This is a genomic window from Nocardia sp. NPDC056000 (assembly GCF_042269265.1).
Lineage (GTDB): Bacteria > Actinomycetota > Actinomycetes > Mycobacteriales > Mycobacteriaceae > Nocardia.
The window spans coordinates 93,175-109,204 of sequence record NZ_JBHJXS010000006.1 but is presented as its reverse complement, the minus strand read 5'-3'; the positions used below and the strand labels follow the sequence as shown (position 1 = coordinate 109,204).

Below are 16,030 nucleotides of genomic sequence, written 5' to 3'. Positions count from 1 at the left end.
CGAATCAGCCCTGCTGGGCCATCCATTCGTTGACGCGGCGCTCGGCCTCTTCGCGGGGGACGTCCTCGACACGGGTCATGCAGACCCAGCGGTAGCCGAAGGGGTCGTAGAGGACGGCGTAGCGGTCACCGGTGACGAAGGTGGCCGGTTCGTCCGCGATGCGCGCCCCGGCGTCGCGGCCGCGTTCGATCACGCCGTCCACATCCGGGCAGTAGTGCACGATGCTGGTGTTCAGGGTCTCGCCATTCGGGGCGACGAGGCCGCTCTCCGGAATCGGCATGCCGACCTGGATGGTGGAGTCGCCGATCAGCAGTTCGGCGTGCGCGGGCTGGCCGTCGGGAAGATCGTTGCGGCTCACCACCTTCGCGCCGAACACGGTCGTATAGAAGTCCAGGGCCCTATTGCCGTCGGGGACGGTCAGGTAGCAGGTGATGGAGTGGTAGTTCTCCGGGATCGGATTCACTGCGTTGCTCATGGCAATCACTCTGCTCGTCCTGCCGCCGCGGATCTTGTAAGAAAGCGACAGCCTCATGACCAGCGCTGATGCGCCGCCGCCGGGCCGCCGCCCGGTGCCGCCGCCGGAGACCGCCAAGGGCATTCTGCGCCCGCGCGAACAGATCGCGGCCAGCAATCACGCCCGTTTGCCGGCGGGGGAGCAGGTCGCGCGCTATGTCGAGTTCTACTGGTCGGTGCACTGGGATCGCACCGGCCTGCCGCCGTATACGGCCGAGGTACTGGGTTTTCCGGTGGTGAATCTGACCTTCGAGAACGCGCACGATCGGCGCGGTGGTTTCGTCACCGGTGTCTGGACCACCAAGTATGTGCGCGAATTGTCCGGTGTCGGTGACACTTTCGGCGTGAAGTTCCGTTCCGGCGGGTTCGGTGCGTTCACCGGAATGGATGTGGGGGCGCTGCGCGATACCGCGCTCCCGGTCACCGAGGTGCTGCCCGATGCGGCGGGCCTGTCCGAACGCGTGCTGGCCACCGCCGAGCTGGAACAGCGCCGAAAGCTGGTGGAGGACTTCCTCATCGAGGCCATCGACCGCCGCGCCGTCGCCGACGACACTTCCTACCACCTGGTGCTGAGCATTATCGACGCGATGGAATCCGATCGCGATCTCACCCGCGTCGACCAGGTCACCGAACTCTTCGACATTCCGATCCGCACCCTGCAACGCCTGTTCCGCCGGTATGTCGGCGTCAGCCCGAAATGGGTGCTGCGCCGCTTCCGGCTCCAGGACGGCGCGCATCTGCTCGCGCAGGGCCGCAGCTCGGATCTGGCCGCGCTCGCACTGGACCTCGGCTACTTCGATCAGGCGCACTTCTCCCGCGAGTTCGCGACCGAGATCGGAATGCCTCCGCTGGAATACGCCAAGACCTCGCTACCCTCCTGAACAGCAAGATCGGGAATGTGCACGCCCCTGATGTGGTTGGTTGCCGTATCACCCTATGGCAGGAATCGACTAAGGAGCGGGCCATGGATGTGCTGGTGTTGATCGGACGGATCCTGTTCGTTCTACTGTTCCTCTCCTCGGCGGTCGGGCATCTGACCCAGTCCGAGGCCATGGCGCAGTACGCGCAATTCAAAGGGGTTCCGGCAGCCCGATTGTCGGTGCTGGGCTCCGGGGTACTGCTGCTGCTCGGCGGGCTGAGCGTGCTGCTCGGCGTCTGGGCGGATCTGGGCGCCCTGCTGCTGGTCATCTTCCTGGTCCCGACCGCGTTCATCATGCACGCGTTCTGGAAGGAAACCGATCCGCAGGCCAAGCAGACCGAGATGATCTCGTTCAATAAGGATCTGTCGCTGGCGGGCGCGGCGCTCATGCTCTTCGCCTTCTTCGCCTATGTCGGCCACGATCTCGGATTGACGCTGACCGGACCGCTTTTCAGCCTCTGATGCCCGGCCCGGCGCGTTAGTATTGCGCGTCAATGATCGGCCGTAGCGACAGGAGCGAGGATGACCATCCTCAGCGTGATTCTCGGCTGGTTCTGGGCCGACTATCACGAGCTGTGAGGTAGCGGTTTCACGGCCCATCCGGTGCGCGCCTCGCACCGGATGGGCCGCGCCGTATCCGGGCGAATTCCACCGTTGTGATGAAAGTCCCAGGCGCGCAATGCGGTTGACGATTTCTGGGAGGTCTCACAAACGCCCGCCGAATTCGCTGGTAGTGCGGGCCCTATCGGCCGACGTCACAGAATGTGCGTTGTATCCGGCACGGCACGCGAGTGTGATGTGGGGCGATATCGAAAATTTCCGCCGGTTATGCCGCTATTGTCAGGCGCAGTTGTCGAGGCGGTAACCACGAAGGTGGACGCCACGACCCCGACCCTTGTACTTGGAGGAGAGAATGACCGCCTACCGGACGATTGTCGTCGGTACCGATGGCTCGGACTCGTCGTACGTCGCCGTCGAGCGGGCCGCGGCTCTGGCCGGCGACGAGGGTGCGACGCTGTACATCGCCTGCGCGTACTACCCGACGGATGACCGTGATGTCGCCGCCGCCGCCGACGTGCTCAAGGACGAGGCCTACCAGGTGCGCGGCTCCGCGCCGACGAGCGAGATCCTGCGCGTCGCACGCGATAAGGCCGCCGCCGCCGGCGCCGCCAACGTGGTCGAGAAGGCCGTCGTCGGTGAGCCCGTGGAATCCCTGCTCGCCCTGCTCAAGGAAGTCGACGCCGACCTGCTCGTCGTCGGTAACCGCGGCCTCAACACCCTCGCGGGTCGCCTGCTCGGCTCCGTCCCCTCGGACGTGGCCCGCAAGTCCCGCAGCGACGTACTGATCGTGCACACCGTGCGCTGACGTTGAACAACGAAGCGGCCGTGACCAGTTGGTCACGGCCGCTTCGCTTTGTCCGGGGGCTCGTCAGGCCAGGCGATTCAGTACCGGGGGGAGATCCTCGGTGTGCACCACGGCCAGGCGCTGGGTGGCGCGGGTCAGGGCCACGTAGAGGTCGTTCATGCCGCGGGGGGATTCGTCCAGGATTTGCCGGGGTTCGACGAGGATGACCGCGTCGAATTCCAGGCCCTTCACATCGTGCACGGTGAGCACGCGGGCCGAATCCGTTGCCAGGTGAGCGAGTTTCGCGGCCAGTTCGTGCGGCACGATGACCGCGGTGGTGCCGGGGTGCTCGGCCTCGGCGGTGACCAGGCGGCCCACCTCATCGGCGAGTTGCCCGGCGGTGACTCGATGCGCGGCGGGTTCGAAGCCCGAATCGCGGACCGATCGCGGAATGGCCGCACCGGGATCGATCTCGGCGAGCACATCCGCCGCTACCGCCATGATCTCCGCCGGGGTGCGGTAGTTGACGGTCAACTCGGTGAGCTTCCAGCGTTTGGCCACATAGGGTTCCAGCACCTGCTGCCAGGACGACGCGCCCGCCGGGTCACCGGTCTGGGCCACATCGCCGACGGCGGTGATCCAGCGATTCGGGATGCGCCGCATCACCATTCGCCACGCCATCTCCGAAAGCTCCTGCGCCTCATCGACGATGACATGCCCGTAGGTCCAGGTGCGGTCGCCCGCGGCGCGTTCGGCGGTGGTCTGGCTGGTGCGGACCTGCTGGCGTTCGGCGAGCTGACTGGCGTCGATGAGGTCGTACGCCATGAGCAGTTCGGGATCGAGCTCATCCTCGAGATCCTGTGGCGCTGAGCCGGTGAGGATATCGAGAGCGTCCTGCGCCTCGGCGAGCTGGGCGCGCCAGCGGCGGCGGGAGCGCTCACGCTCCTCACTGTCATCGATGCCGAGCAGTTCGGCGAGCTCGTCCAGCAGCGGCGCGTCGGCGGCGCTGAATTCACCGTTATCGCTGCGCGCCAGTTCGGCCCGATCCTCCGGGCTCAACTGCGAGGCTGCGTTGGCGAGTCGTTTGGCATCGGCCCACAGCCCGCCCAGTACGTCCTGCGGGGTGAGCAGCGGCCACAGTCCGGCGATGGCGCGCTGGATATCGGCGTCGGCCCGCATCTCATCGCGGATCTCGGTGAGATCGGTCTGGCTCAACAGGTTTCGCCCGCCCAGCGGATCCGCGCCGATGATCTGCGCCAGCTGATCGGTGAGCGCGTCCACCACGCCCGCCGCGAAGATCGGCCGCGCCAGATTGTGCGGTCGCCGCGAGGACCGCGCCCGCCCGCGCGCCTTGGTGACGATGCGCCGATCCAGGGTGAGTTCGCGCCCGTCGAAGTGCAGCCGGATCGGATCCTTGGGAATCTCCTGCCAATCCCGCACGGCCTTCTTGAGCACCTCGAGCATGTCCAGGGAACCCTTGAGTTCCCCGGCGCGCAGCGAATCCTCCAGCGTGGCGCGCACTCCCGGATACAGATCGCCGATGGTGGACAGCAGCACCCCGGTCTCACCAAGCGAGGGCAGCACCTGCCCGATGTAATCCAGGAAGGTCGAGTTCGGCCCGATGATCAGCACACCGGCCTTGTCCAGCTGCTGCCGGTAGGTGTACAGCAGGTACGCCGCACGATGCAGCGCCACGGCGGTTTTGCCGGTACCCGGCCCGCCCTGCACCACCAGCACGCTCTTGTGCTCGGAGCGGATGATGGCGTCCTGCTCGTGCTGAATGGTCTCGACGATGTCGTTCATATGCCCGGTGCGCGCGGCATTGAGCGCGGCCAGCAGCGCGCTCTCGCTGCCCACGCCGCCGTCATCGTTGATGACGCCGTCGCGGCGGGCGGTCTCCAGATCGAGGTATTCGTCGTTGACCGAGGTGACCTTGCGATTGCGGGTGCGGATATGCCGCCGCCTGGTTACCCCGTCCGGGGCGGCGGTGGTGGCCAGGTAGAACGGCCGCGACATGGGGGCGCGCCAATCCAGCAGCAGTGTCTCGTAATCGGCGGCCTCGTCGAGGATGCCGATGCGGCCGATATACCGGCGCTCGCTCTCGGGCGGGGCGTCCCCGTTCGCCGAACTCCCATTACCGGAGCTGTTATTGCCGGAGCTCCCGTTGCCCGAAGCGCCGTCCCCGGAGCCGTCCGCGCTCTCGGGCGCGAGATCGATGCGGCCGAAGCACAATCCGTGCTCGGCCGCGTCGTACTTGGATAGATCCTCCGAATACAACTGGGTGAACGATTCCCGTTCACTGCGGGCCTGCGGTGTGCCGCCGGTTTCCAGCAGCACCGTGCGCAGTCGTCGCTGCGCGTATTCGCGCATTCCGTCGAGCCGCTCGTAGAGCAGGGTCAGGTGCTGCTGTTCGCGTTCCAGTTCCGCCGCGGTCTTGGCATCGGAACTGGACGCGGACACAGAACGCTCCTCGGTGAGGTCGGGCAAAACGGAACTCCTTGTCACCACGCGGTGCTGTACGCGCACAGCGCGCGAACCATCGAGAACAGAGTTATCGAGTCTAGTTCCCGTTTGCCCGACGCGCCGTACCGGCAGGTCAACCGTGACGTGTGGCGCGGAAACCGGGTCGGCGCATCGGTTCAGGAGGCATGCGTGGAATCACTGCGCCGGCTCAGCGTGGTGTCCCGGTGCCCGGGCGGTTTGGCCCGGTACATGGCCAGATCGGCATCGTGCAGCACGGCTTCGGGGGTGCGCCCGTCACCGGGATGCAGCGGTGTGATGCCGATCGAGGCATTCACCTGGATGCGATGCCCGCGCGCGATGATCGGCTCGGCCATGGTCTGCCGCAATCTGGTGACCAGCGCCTCCAGATCCTCGCCGAGGGTGCGCCCGGACAGCAGCACCAGGAATTCGTCCCCGCCGATGCGCCCCACGATGTCGTCCGAGCGCAGGCCGCGCTGCAACCGCTGCGCCACGATCTGCAGCACGGTATCGCCGATGGCATGCCCGAGCGTGTCGTTGATGGTCTTGAAACCGTCCAGATCGATGAACAGCACCGTGGACACCGGCAGCGCCTCGCTGGTGCCCAGCGCCCCCGCGAGCCGGGACAGCACCAGCGCCCGATTGGCCAGCCCGGTGAGCGGATCGTGGGTGGCCTGGTACTCCAATTGCCTTCGGCTGGCCCGGAATTCGGTGATGTCGTTGAACGATGACACCGCGGGTGAATTCGGGTCCTCGGGATTGAGCAACCGGCTGCTCGCGGACAGCCAGCGCCGCTGCCCGTCGGGCCGGTCCACTCCGAATACGAAGCGCGTCACCGTTTCTCCGGTCGCCAGCGTGCGGATCACCGGATACCAGGACGGCGGCATGGGCTGGGCGTTGGCGTCCAGCAGGCACAGCGGTATGTCGTTGAGATGCGTGCCGACGAGATCGTCGGCGTCATAACCGAATATGCGGCGCGCGGCCGGATTCGCGGATTCGATGCGCCCGTCCCGGTCGATGACCACCACGCCCTCCTCCAATTGCGAGACCACGGTGGTGAAGAACTGTTCGGCGCGTGCCTGCGCGGCCTCGGCGCGTCGTTGCGGGGTGAGGTCGTGCACCACCACCTGATAGGCGAGTCGTTCATGCCAGGCGGTGAGCACCGAGACGGTTTCGGCTTCGACGGTGCTGCCGTCGATCTTCACGAGCACCAATTCGGCGGGCTCGGAAGCGGTTCCGGCGATGGTGAGTCTGCGAATGCGTTCCAGCATGGCGGGCACATCGCGCGCCATCACGAAATTGGTGACCGGCTGTCCGACGACTTCGTCGATCTCCGTGGCCCCCAGCAGCCGCACCATGGCCGGATTGGCGTAGACGATCGTGCCGCGTTCGTGGACCACAACCCCGTCCGGGCTGTGTTCCACCAGCGTGCGGTACCGCTGGGCCAGCTGTTCGGCATCGGTCGGGGAGTTTGCCCGATCGTTACCAACCACCTCAAGCACCCCCTGGTCGTCGTTGAAACGCTTCGCTGGAGCACGGCACTATGGTGTGAGCGGCGGGGTTTGCTGGAAACCGCGCCGAACGTATTGGATCAATCACAGTTCCGCACAGCATCGGCCTGTTGGTGGTGATCATTACAGGCACCGGCTCTGGGAAGGATCGATGCAATGCCTGGCACCAACCCCGCTCCGAACACTGCGATACAGCACCAAGATCATATGACCATTGCCGGAATCGGTGCCGTCACCGGGTACGGCTGGGGTCGAGAAGCCCTCTGGGAGGGTTTGCTGAGCGGTAAGCCCGCAGCCCGGTTGCATCCAGGGTACGGCCCCGAACGCGATCGGCACGGATGGGTTGCCCGCGTGCCGGACGGCGGTGATCCGGAAATCGGCCCCAGTCGCTATGTGCGCGCGGTGCAGGAATCGGTGCGCGAGGCCGTCGCCGACGCCACCGCGCGCGGCTGGCGGCCCGGTCGCACCGTGGGTCTGCTGCACGCCATCGTGCTGGGCAATGTGTACGAGTGGCGGGATTTCTATGTCGAGGATCACGGGCATCGGCGCGCCCGGGACTATCTGCGATTACTGCCCTCGACCCCGAATGCGAACCTGATGCGGGAGTTCGGTTTCCACGGTCCCGCCATGAATGTGACGGCGGCGTGTTCCTCGGCGAACGCGGCGTTGATCACCGCGCAGCTGTGGCTGGCGCAAGGCATCGCGGACGATGTGGTGGTGGTCGCGTCGGATCTGTCCGCGACCCCGGACATGGTGGAGCACTTCGAATCCCTCGGCGCGGCCGTCACCGATGTGGAGCCGCTCGTCGCCTGCCGTCCGTTCCAGGAGGGCAGTCGCGGTTTCAGCTGGGGTGAGGCGTCCACCGCGTTCGTGGTGACCCGCGAGGCGGACCGGCCCTATGCGGCGGTGCTGGGCGGGGCCATGACCAATGACGGCTATCACGTGATCTCCGTGGAGCCTTCGCACGAGCACATCTTCGAATGCGTGCGCCGCGCCCTGGCCAATGCCGCGGTGCGACCGGACGAGGTGGCGTATCTGAACGCGCACGGTTCGGGCACCCAGCAGTGCGATGACGCCGAAACCGCGCTGCTGGCCGAACTTTTCGAGAACAAGCCGCTGGTCTGCGCGACCAAACCGCTGACCGGGCACTGTCAGGCGGCCTCGGCGGGCGTCGAAGTCGCCGCCGTGGCAATGGGATACGACCGCGGTGTGGTGGTGTCGGCGCCGATCGTCGCGCCCGCGCATGCCCGCCTGGTGGACGGCGTGATCTCCGGCGGTGACGGCATCACCCTGAAAACCGCGCTCGGTATGGGCGGCAACAACTCCGCGCTGGTGCTCGGGCCGGTCTGAGCCCGATTCGGGGACAACCGGATCCGCGTCGACGGGCTCGTTCAGTGCAGCGGGACCGACCAATTCAATTTCGTGCCGGTCTGCTCGCCCGCGGTATCGCGCTGCGGGTAGACCGCGAGCCGCCCGCCGGACTGTTCGGCGCGATGCGCGAGATTGGTCAGTCCGCTGGGTGTGATGCCGTCCGGAATTCCGCAGCCGTTATCGGCGACGACGATGGTGAGATCGTCCGCCACCCCGATATCGATGGTGATGGTGTCGCCGCCCGAATGCCGCACCGCATTGCTGACCGCCTCGCGCACAACGGCTTCGGCGTGATCGGCGAGCGCGGGTTCGACCACCGACAGCGGTCCGGTCACATGCATGAGCGCGCGGATCCCGGTGGCCGTGGTCTGCTGTTTGATCGCCCGCTCGAGGCGCTGGCGCAGCCGGGTGCTGTGCCCGTTGCCGCCGTGCAGATCGAAGATGGAGGTGCGGATCTCCTCCACCACATCCTGCAGATCGTTGATGGTGTCGGTAAGCCGTTGCGCCACTTCGGGAACGCGGGCGCGGGGCACCGTGCCTTGGAGCGAGAGCCCGATGGCGAAGAGCCTTTGGATGACGTGATCGTGCAGATCCCGGGCGATCCGATCGCGATCGGTGAGGATGTCGAGCTCGCGCATGCGCCGCTGCGCCACCGCCAATTGCATTGCCAGCGCGGCCTGATCGGTGAACGCCGCGATGAGCTCCACCAATTCGTCCGGGTACGGACTGGATTCGGCGGCGCGCAGGATGATCAGCACGCCCAGCGTGGAATCGGGGGTGTGCAGCGGCAGCACCAGCGCCGGTCCGATTCCCGGAATGGTCTTGCCCAGATCCACCTGCCGGGCATCGTCGAAGCGCAGCGGGGTGCGGGTGGTCAGCGCGTGCCCGACCGCGGTGCCGATGGTGCGCACGGTCTTACCGTCCGCACCGCCGCCCGGTCCGGACCACTGCGCGATCACCAGTTCGGTGACATCCTCGGGCGGTGTCTCGGGATCGGCGACCACCGCGAGCAGCGCGCGCTGGGAGGCGGTGAGTTCGCGGGCGTGTTCCACCACGTGCGCGAGCACTTTGGTGGGATCGGTATCGGCCAGGAATTCGGTGGCGATATCGCGGGTCGCCTCGATCCAGGCCTGCCGGGTGCGCGCGGATTCGTAGAGCCGGGCATTGTCGACGGCGATACCGGCGGCCGCGGCCAGCGCCTGCATCAGCACCTCGTCGTCCTCGGTGAAGGGATGCCCGCCGGATTTCTCGGCCAGGTACAGATTGCCGAACATCTCACCGCGAATGCGCACCGGCACTCCCAGGAAGGTGCGCATGGGCGGATGGTGTTCGGGAAATCCGACGAAGGCCGGATGCCGCGTAAGGTCGTCCAGCCGAATGGGTTTGGATTGTTCGGCGACCAGTCCGAGCACCCCGTTGCCCTCCGGCAGCGCGCCGATGAGCACCCGCGTCGGTTCATCGATGCCGTGATAGATGAACTGGGTCAGCTGCTGATCGTGCCCGCGTACGCCGAGCGCACCGTAGCGGGCGTCGACCAGACTGGTGGCCGCACGCACGATGGTGCGCAGGGTTTGATCGAGGTCGAGTCCGGAGGTGACCGCGAGCATCGCCTCGACCAGTCCGTCGATGCGATCGCGGGCGTCGATGATCTGCTCGACGCGGTCCTTGACCTCGGTCAGCAATTCCCGTAACCGCAGTTGGGACAGTGTGTCGCGTACGGAGTAGGGGCCCGTGCGGTGCGTTTCGTGCATGCTCGTCCTGCCTTGTCCGGCAACCGATTCCACCCCATGCAACCATCCGCCAACTTTTTAGCGGAAGAATTTCCAAAAAATAGCCCGGATTGGGACCTTCGCCCCTGTCGGCCACGTACGCGAGCGTGTTGTCATAGGAGCGGGTTGCCGGGTCGGAATCGGGAAAGTGGGTCGGCTATGGGCGGATTCGATGTGTGGTCCAGTGGAAGTGACGAGGATTTCGTGGTGACCACGCGCGGGCCCGTACCGGCCGCCGAAGTGACCCGCGTGGTGCGCGGACTGGGCAGAATCCTGCGGCGCCACGGGGTGGAAGGGCCGGTGCGGGCACGCCTGCACTGGCCCGACTCCGATGATGAGCACACGTTGACCCAAATATCGATCCGGACGCTGGGGAAGGCGTTCCGGGTACAGGTCGCCGGGCCGGGACGCTTCGCGACCACCTTCGCTTTGGAGCGCCTGGACCTGCGGCTGGGCTGCCCACCGGAGGAAGCGTCCCGGCCCTGGCCCGATCCGGCGCGGCCCGCGCTGGCCCTGGTCACCGATCCGCGCCCGATCGTGCGGCGCAAGGATTGCCGACTACAGGTGTCCACCGCCGGCGCGGCCGCCCGGATCCTGGACGCGATGGATTTCGACGCGCACCTCTATATCGACGCCGAGACCGGCGCGGACGCGGTGGTGTGCTGGAACGGCGCCGAAGGTGTGCGGCCGGTGCGCCGCCATCGCGACAGCGTGCCCGCACTGCATGAGGACGAGGCCGCCGCTCGACTATGCCTGGGCGGATCGCCGTACCTGTTCTACACCGATCCGGACACCCATCGGGGTCGGCTGCTGTACCGCCGATTCGACGGTGACCTGGCCCTGGTCACCGCGGCGGGCTCGGAGGAACGCCCGCGCGATCGCGGTTTACAGCCGCGCGCGATCGTGGTGCCGTGTGTGCGCCGGAACATCCCGGAACAATCCGGGTCCGAACAGTCGTTGTGGTTCACGGACCGACTCGTCCCGGAGTGACCTCGCGCGCAATTTCCTTCATCTGACCAGCGTTTCCGCGTGCGTAACCGAACTTGTCGGTGGGCACGCCTAGCATGGCGTCGGGGGTATGTCTTGATGCCGAAACGTTGGAAGGATGGCCGGTGGCGGATCGCCTGACGGTGCGTGGAGCGCGGGAGCACAACCTGAAAGGGGTCGATCTCGACCTACCCCGCGACAGTCTTATCGTGTTCACCGGGTTGTCCGGGTCCGGTAAGTCCTCGCTGGCGTTCGACACCATCTTCGCCGAGGGGCAGCGCCGCTATGTGGAATCGCTGTCGGCATACGCCCGGCAATTCCTCGGGCAGATGGATAAGCCCGATGTGGATTTCATCGAGGGCCTCTCGCCCGCGGTGTCCATCGATCAGAAGTCGACCAACCGCAATCCGCGGTCCACGGTCGGTACGATCACCGAGGTCTACGACTATCTGCGCCTGCTGTTCGCGCGCGCGGGCACCCCGCACTGCCCGACGTGCGGTCATCTCATCGAGAAGCAGTCGCCGCAGCAGATCGTGGATCAGGTGCTCGCCATGCAGGAGGGCATCAAGTTCCAGGTGCTCGCGCCCGTGGTGCGCACCCGCAAGGGCGAATTCGTGGATCTCTTCGAATCGCTGAACGGGCAGGGCTATTCGCGCGTGCGGGTCGACGGCGTGGTGTACCCGCTGACCGATCCGCCCAAGCTGAAGAAGCAGGAGAAGCACGATGTCGAGGTGGTCATCGACCGTCTCGCCGTGAAGCCCACGTCCAAACAACGCCTGACCGATTCGATCGAGACGGCTCTGCGGCTGGCCGACGGCGTCGTGGTGCTCGATTTCGTGGATCGCGATGAACACGCGCACGATCGTGAGCGTCGCTTCTCCGAGCGGCTGGCCTGCCCGAACGGGCATCCGCTCGATATCGAGGATCTCGAGCCGCGCTCGTTCTCCTTCAACTCGCCGTACGGTGCCTGCCCCGATTGCACCGGTCTGGGTATTCGCAAGGAGGTCGATCCGGATCTCGTTGTGCCCGATGCGGAATTGAGCCTGGGCGAGGGCGCGATCGCGCCGTGGTCGCGCGGGCAGACCGCCGAATACTTCACCCGTCTGCTGTCCGGCCTGGCCGAGGCGATGGGTTTCTCCATGGACACCGCCTGGCAGGATCTGCCGCCCAAGGCCCGAAAGGCCGTGCTGGAGGGCAGTTCCGAACAGGTGCACGTCTCGTACACCAACCGGTACGGCCGCAAGCGTTCGTACTACGCCGATTTCGAAGGTGTGATGCCGTTCCTGCAGCGGCGCATGGACAACACCGAATCCGAATCGGCCAAGGAGTATTACGACGGGTACATGCGGGATATCCCGTGCCCGGTCTGCAATGGCGCGCGCCTGCGCCCGGAGATCCTGGCCGTCACGCTGCGCGCGGGGGAGCAGGACCGCTCCATCGCCGATATCTCGGACCTGTCCATCGGCGATGCCGCGGACTTCCTGAACTCGCTGACCCTCGACGACCGGCAGGCCGCGATCGCCGCGCAGGTGATCAAGGAGATTCAGGCGCGGCTGGGCTTCCTGCTCGATGTCGGCCTGCAATATCTGTCGCTGTCCCGTGCCGCCGCAACGCTGTCCGGTGGTGAGGCGCAGCGCATTCGGCTCGCCACCCAGATCGGTTCCGGACTGGTCGGCGTGCTGTACGTCCTCGACGAGCCGTCCATCGGCCTGCATCAGCGCGATAATCGCCGGTTGATCGAAACCCTCACCAGGCTCAAGACTCTCGGCAATACGCTGATCGTGGTCGAACACGATGAGGACACCATTCACGCCTCGGACTGGGTGGTCGATATCGGCCCGCTCGCCGGTGAACACGGTGGTGAGGTGGTGTACTCCGGTCCGTATCCGGGTCTGCTGACCGATCCCAAATCCCTCACCGGCGCATACCTTTCCGGCCGCGAGAGCATCGAGGTGCCGCTGATTCGGCGGCCGATGGACAAGAAGAAGCAGCTCACCGTGGTGGGCGCGGTCGAACACAATCTGCGGAATATCGATGTGAATTTCCCGCTGGGCATTCTCACCTCGATCACGGGTGTGTCCGGGTCGGGTAAGTCCACGCTGGTCAACGATATTCTCGCGACCGTGCTCGCCAATAAACTGAATGGTGCGCGCCAGGTTCCGGGTCGTCACACCCGCGTGAACGGTCTCGATCATCTGGACAAGCTGGTGCAGGTCGATCAGTCGCCGATCGGCCGCACCCCGCGCTCGAACGCCGCCACCTACACCGGCGTGTTCGACAAGATCCGCACCCTGTTCGCCGCCACCACCGAGGCCAAGGTGCGCGGCTATCAGCCCGGCCGGTTCTCCTTCAATGTCAAGGGCGGCCGCTGCGAAGCCTGCTCGGGCGACGGCACTTTGAAGATTGAGATGAACTTCCTGCCCGACGTCTACGTCCCGTGCGAGGTCTGCCACGGCGCGCGCTACAACCGCGAAACCCTCGAGGTGCACTACAAGGGCAAGACCATCGCCGAGGTCCTGGATATGCCGATCGAGGAGGCCGCCGAATTCTTCGAACCGGTCACCTCCATCCACCGCTACCTGGCGACGCTGGTGGACGTCGGCCTCGGCTACGTCCGCCTCGGCCAGCCCGCGCCGACCCTGTCTGGCGGTGAGGCGCAGCGCGTCAAGCTCGCGGCCGAACTCCAGAAGCGCTCCACCGGCCGCACCATCTACATCCTCGACGAGCCCACCACCGGCCTGCACTTCGAGGACATCCGCAAGCTGCTCAAGGTCATCAACGGCCTTGTCGACAAGGGCAATTCGGTGATCGTCATCGAACACAACCTCGATGTCATCAAGACCTCCGACTGGGTCATCGATATGGGCCCCGAAGGCGGTTCCGGCGGCGGCCAGGTCATCGCCGAAGGCACCCCGGAAGACATTGCCGCCGTAGCGGACAGCTACACCGGCCAATTCCTGAAGACGGTCCTGGAATCCCAGCCCGCCCCCAAGGCCGCAGCTGCCCCGGCGAAGAAGGCCCCGGCAAAGAAGGCCGCCGCCGCCAAGACCAGCAGCACCGCCAAGAAAACCACGGCCGCGGAGAAGAAGCCCGCCGACGCGGCAGCGAAAAAGGCCGCAGCAGCCCGCCGCAAGGCCGCCGCCCTGCGCTGACGCCAGCCGCCTCCGTCATCCCGGCGCGCTTCTTGGCCGGGATCCACACCACGGTTGCATCAGCCGCCGATGTGGATCCCGGCCAAAAGCATGCCCGGATGACGGGGGGAAGATCCTTCATGCCGTGCCAGCGGGCAGGCTCTCAGAGCATGCCGCCGGGGATGGCCGCGACCAGACCACCGTCGATGATGAGGTCCTGGCCGTTGATGTACGACGCCTCATGTGATGCGAGGAAGGCGACCGCGGACGCCACATCCTCGGCGGTGCCGAGCCGGGCCGCTGCTACGGCCGAGATGACCTCGGCGTGAGCGTCCACCGACACGGCCTCGTGGAACATCGGGGTTTCGATATAGCCCGGGCTGACCGAGTTGACGCGGATCCGGCGCGGCGCGAGATCTGCCGCGAGGGTGTGGCCGAGATTGTGCACGGCGGCCTTGGTCGCTGAGTAGACGGTTGCGCCCTGGAGTCCGCGATGCAGGGTCCAGGAGGCGTTGATCACGATCGCCGATCCGTCCACCAGCAGTGGAAGCGCCTGCTGGATGGTGAAATACACGCCCTTGAAGTTGACCCCGATCACCCGATCGAATTCCTCCTCGGTCACCTCTCCGACCGGTCCGAACGACCCGATGCCCGCATTGGCGAACAGCACGTCCAGCCGTCCGAACCGCTGCCGGATGGTGTCGATCAGCGTGGTCAGATCCACGCGATCGCCCACATCGCCCACGATCGCCAGCACCCGTTCCGCCGCAGCGCCTTCCGGCAGTCCCCGTTCGAGTTCGGCGACGGCGGCATCGAGTCGCTTCTTACTCCGCCCGGTAATGATCACGTTCGCGCCCTCGGCCAGCAGTCGGTGCGCGGTCGCCAATCCCATACCGCTGGTACCGCCGGTAATGAGTGCGATCTTGTCCTGAAATCGAGAAGTGCTGTGCGTCATGGCATTCAGCCTGCCGAGCACGCCCGCGAGCAAACAGTGCGCAGTCAACCTGGGTCCGCCACCACCAGGCTCCCGCCATCAGCCCTCGCCTCGCCTCCCGTTCCCGCGCCGTTCCCGCCCCGCTTCTGTCCCCGGGTCATGCCGCCCCGTCATCCCGGCGTGCTTGTGGCCGGGATCCACACCGGTTCGGCGAGCAGTCCGTCCACCCGCTCCAGCGTCCCTGTTCCGGCCTTGGGGTTGTACAGCTCCAGGTACCACCCCGGGTGATCGATGACGGCGAGTGTGGTTGTGTCGAAATACAGTTCACCCGCGCTGGGATGAGTGATGGCCTTGACCTCCTGGGTGGGTGCTGCCACATCGTGCTGTGCCCACAGTTCGGCGAATTCCGGGCTGAGCGCGGTCAATTCGGTGATCACCCGGCGCAGTTCCGGATCATCGGGCAGGTGCGCGGTCTCGGCGCGGAAGGCGGCCACGATGGTCGGGGCGACCCGCTCCCAGTGCGCGTGGATGCCGCGGTAGCGGGCGTTGGTGAAGAAGGTGATCAGGCAGTTCTGATCGCTGTCGTCGTAGCCGAAGACGGCGCGGGTGGCGTCGTTGATGGCCAGGATGTTCCAGTACCGGTCGCGCAGAATGGCGGGTCGCGGTGTCCAGGCATCGATCAGCTGCTGGAGTTCCGCACTTACTCGCGACTCCGGAACGCGTTGCGCCGGTGGTGGATTCAGTCCCGCGAGCACGAACAGGTGCGCTCGTTCGGGCTGGCTCAACTGGAGTGCTCGTCCTACCGCTTCGAGTACGTCGGCGGAGGGGTTGATATCGCGTCCCTGTTCGAGCCAGGTGTACCAGGAAACGCCGACGCCGGCGAGCAGAGCGACTTCCTCCCGGCGGAGTCCGGGGGTGCGTCGCGTGCCCGCCGGCGGTAGGCCGACGTCGCCGGGCGTCAGGCGCGCCCGGCGGGTGCGCAGGAAATCGCGGAGCTGTTCCCGTCGCCGCTGCTTCGTTGCCGATGATTCGCTGACCATGCTTCGGGCAACAACGACGGGTCCGGTCT

Annotated in this window: 12 protein-coding genes; 6 read left to right on the top strand and 6 right to left on the bottom strand. The window is 66.3% G+C overall.

Annotated features, from left to right (window positions below; genetic code table 11):
• Positions 1-4 precede the first annotated feature (4 nt).
• A complete protein-coding gene (locus ACFC4D_RS18995) occupies positions 5-475 on the bottom strand; it encodes a VOC family protein (RefSeq protein WP_376065021.1) in 471 nt (156 codons plus the stop codon).
• Positions 476-530: 55 nt separating this feature from the next.
• On the opposite strand from ACFC4D_RS18995, the gene ACFC4D_RS18990 reads away from it, so the two are divergent.
• The 3 genes from ACFC4D_RS18990 (at position 531) to ACFC4D_RS18980 (ending at position 2,798) form a co-directional block, all read left to right on the top strand.
• Positions 531-1,394: a DUF6597 domain-containing transcriptional factor gene (locus ACFC4D_RS18990; protein ID WP_376065018.1), complete on the top strand. Its 864-nt coding sequence runs from the start codon at positions 531-533 to the stop codon at positions 1,392-1,394.
• 83 nt (positions 1,395-1,477) lie between these two features.
• On the top strand, positions 1,478-1,894 hold the full coding sequence (locus ACFC4D_RS18985; protein WP_364643213.1) for a DoxX family membrane protein: 417 nt from the start codon (positions 1,478-1,480) through the stop codon (positions 1,892-1,894).
• A 451-nt stretch (positions 1,895-2,345) separates the two neighbouring features.
• Positions 2,346-2,798: a universal stress protein gene (locus ACFC4D_RS18980; RefSeq protein ID WP_375967940.1), complete on the top strand. Its 453-nt coding sequence runs from the start codon at positions 2,346-2,348 to the stop codon at positions 2,796-2,798.
• 63 nt (positions 2,799-2,861) lie between these two features.
• On the opposite strand, the gene ACFC4D_RS18975 is transcribed toward ACFC4D_RS18980, so the two are convergent.
• Together ACFC4D_RS18975 and ACFC4D_RS18970 are read right to left on the bottom strand one after the other, a co-directional pair.
• Positions 2,862-5,147, bottom strand: coding sequence for a HelD family protein (locus tag ACFC4D_RS18975; RefSeq protein ID WP_376065539.1), 2,286 nt, complete (start codon positions 5,145-5,147; stop codon positions 2,862-2,864).
• A gap of 269 nt (positions 5,148-5,416) precedes the next feature.
• Complete coding sequence (locus ACFC4D_RS18970; RefSeq protein ID WP_375967938.1) at positions 5,417-6,751, bottom strand: diguanylate cyclase domain-containing protein; 1,335 nt, start codon at positions 6,749-6,751, stop codon at positions 5,417-5,419.
• 225 nt (positions 6,752-6,976) lie between these two features.
• On the opposite strand from ACFC4D_RS18970, the gene ACFC4D_RS18965 reads away from it, so the two are divergent.
• Entirely contained in the window at positions 6,977-8,119 is a 1,143-nt protein-coding gene (locus ACFC4D_RS18965; protein WP_376065015.1) for a beta-ketoacyl synthase N-terminal-like domain-containing protein, read from the top strand.
• A 41-nt stretch (positions 8,120-8,160) separates the two neighbouring features.
• Here ACFC4D_RS18965 and ACFC4D_RS18960 read toward each other — a convergent pair whose 3' ends face one another.
• Positions 8,161-9,891 (bottom strand): GAF domain-containing protein, encoded by a 1,731-nt coding sequence (locus tag ACFC4D_RS18960; protein WP_376065012.1) that lies wholly within the window; start codon positions 9,889-9,891, stop codon positions 8,161-8,163.
• 177 nt (positions 9,892-10,068) lie between these two features.
• Between ACFC4D_RS18960 and ACFC4D_RS18955 the strand changes: the two genes are divergently transcribed.
• Positions 10,069-10,899: a hypothetical protein gene (locus ACFC4D_RS18955; RefSeq protein WP_376065010.1), complete on the top strand. Its 831-nt coding sequence runs from the start codon at positions 10,069-10,071 to the stop codon at positions 10,897-10,899.
• 122 nt (positions 10,900-11,021) lie between these two features.
• Entirely contained in the window at positions 11,022-14,048 is a 3,027-nt protein-coding gene (gene uvrA, locus ACFC4D_RS18950) for an excinuclease ABC subunit UvrA (RefSeq protein WP_376065008.1), read from the top strand.
• Positions 14,049-14,190: 142 nt separating this feature from the next.
• Here the strand turns inward: uvrA and ACFC4D_RS18945 are convergent, their stop codons facing one another.
• On the bottom strand, positions 14,191-14,982 hold the full coding sequence (locus ACFC4D_RS18945; RefSeq protein WP_376065006.1) for an SDR family NAD(P)-dependent oxidoreductase: 792 nt from the start codon (positions 14,980-14,982) through the stop codon (positions 14,191-14,193).
• 149 nt (positions 14,983-15,131) lie between these two features.
• Positions 15,132-16,001 (bottom strand): helix-turn-helix transcriptional regulator, encoded by an 870-nt coding sequence (locus ACFC4D_RS18940; RefSeq protein ID WP_376065004.1) that lies wholly within the window; start codon positions 15,999-16,001, stop codon positions 15,132-15,134.
• Positions 16,002-16,030: the final 29 nt, after the last annotated feature.

Coding starts and splice junctions, on each gene's coding strand:
- ACFC4D_RS18940 (WP_376065004.1), bottom strand. CDS start 16,001: ATGGTCAGCGAATCATCGGCAACGAAGCAGCGGCGACGGGAACAGCTC.
- ACFC4D_RS18965 (WP_376065015.1), top strand. CDS start 6,977: ATGACCATTGCCGGAATCGGTGCCGTCACCGGGTACGGCTGGGGTCGA.
- ACFC4D_RS18960 (WP_376065012.1), bottom strand. CDS start 9,891: ATGCACGAAACGCACCGCACGGGCCCCTACTCCGTACGCGACACACTG.
- ACFC4D_RS18945 (WP_376065006.1), bottom strand. CDS start 14,982: ATGACGCACAGCACTTCTCGATTTCAGGACAAGATCGCACTCATTACC.
- ACFC4D_RS18995 (WP_376065021.1), bottom strand. CDS start 475: ATGAGCAACGCAGTGAATCCGATCCCGGAGAACTACCACTCCATCACC.
- ACFC4D_RS18980 (WP_375967940.1), top strand. CDS start 2,346: ATGACCGCCTACCGGACGATTGTCGTCGGTACCGATGGCTCGGACTCG.
- ACFC4D_RS18985 (WP_364643213.1), top strand. CDS start 1,478: ATGGATGTGCTGGTGTTGATCGGACGGATCCTGTTCGTTCTACTGTTC.
- ACFC4D_RS18955 (WP_376065010.1), top strand. CDS start 10,069: ATGGGCGGATTCGATGTGTGGTCCAGTGGAAGTGACGAGGATTTCGTG.
- ACFC4D_RS18975 (WP_376065539.1), bottom strand. CDS start 5,147: ATGCGCGAATACGCGCAGCGACGACTGCGCACGGTGCTGCTGGAAACC.
- ACFC4D_RS18990 (WP_376065018.1), top strand. CDS start 531: ATGACCAGCGCTGATGCGCCGCCGCCGGGCCGCCGCCCGGTGCCGCCG.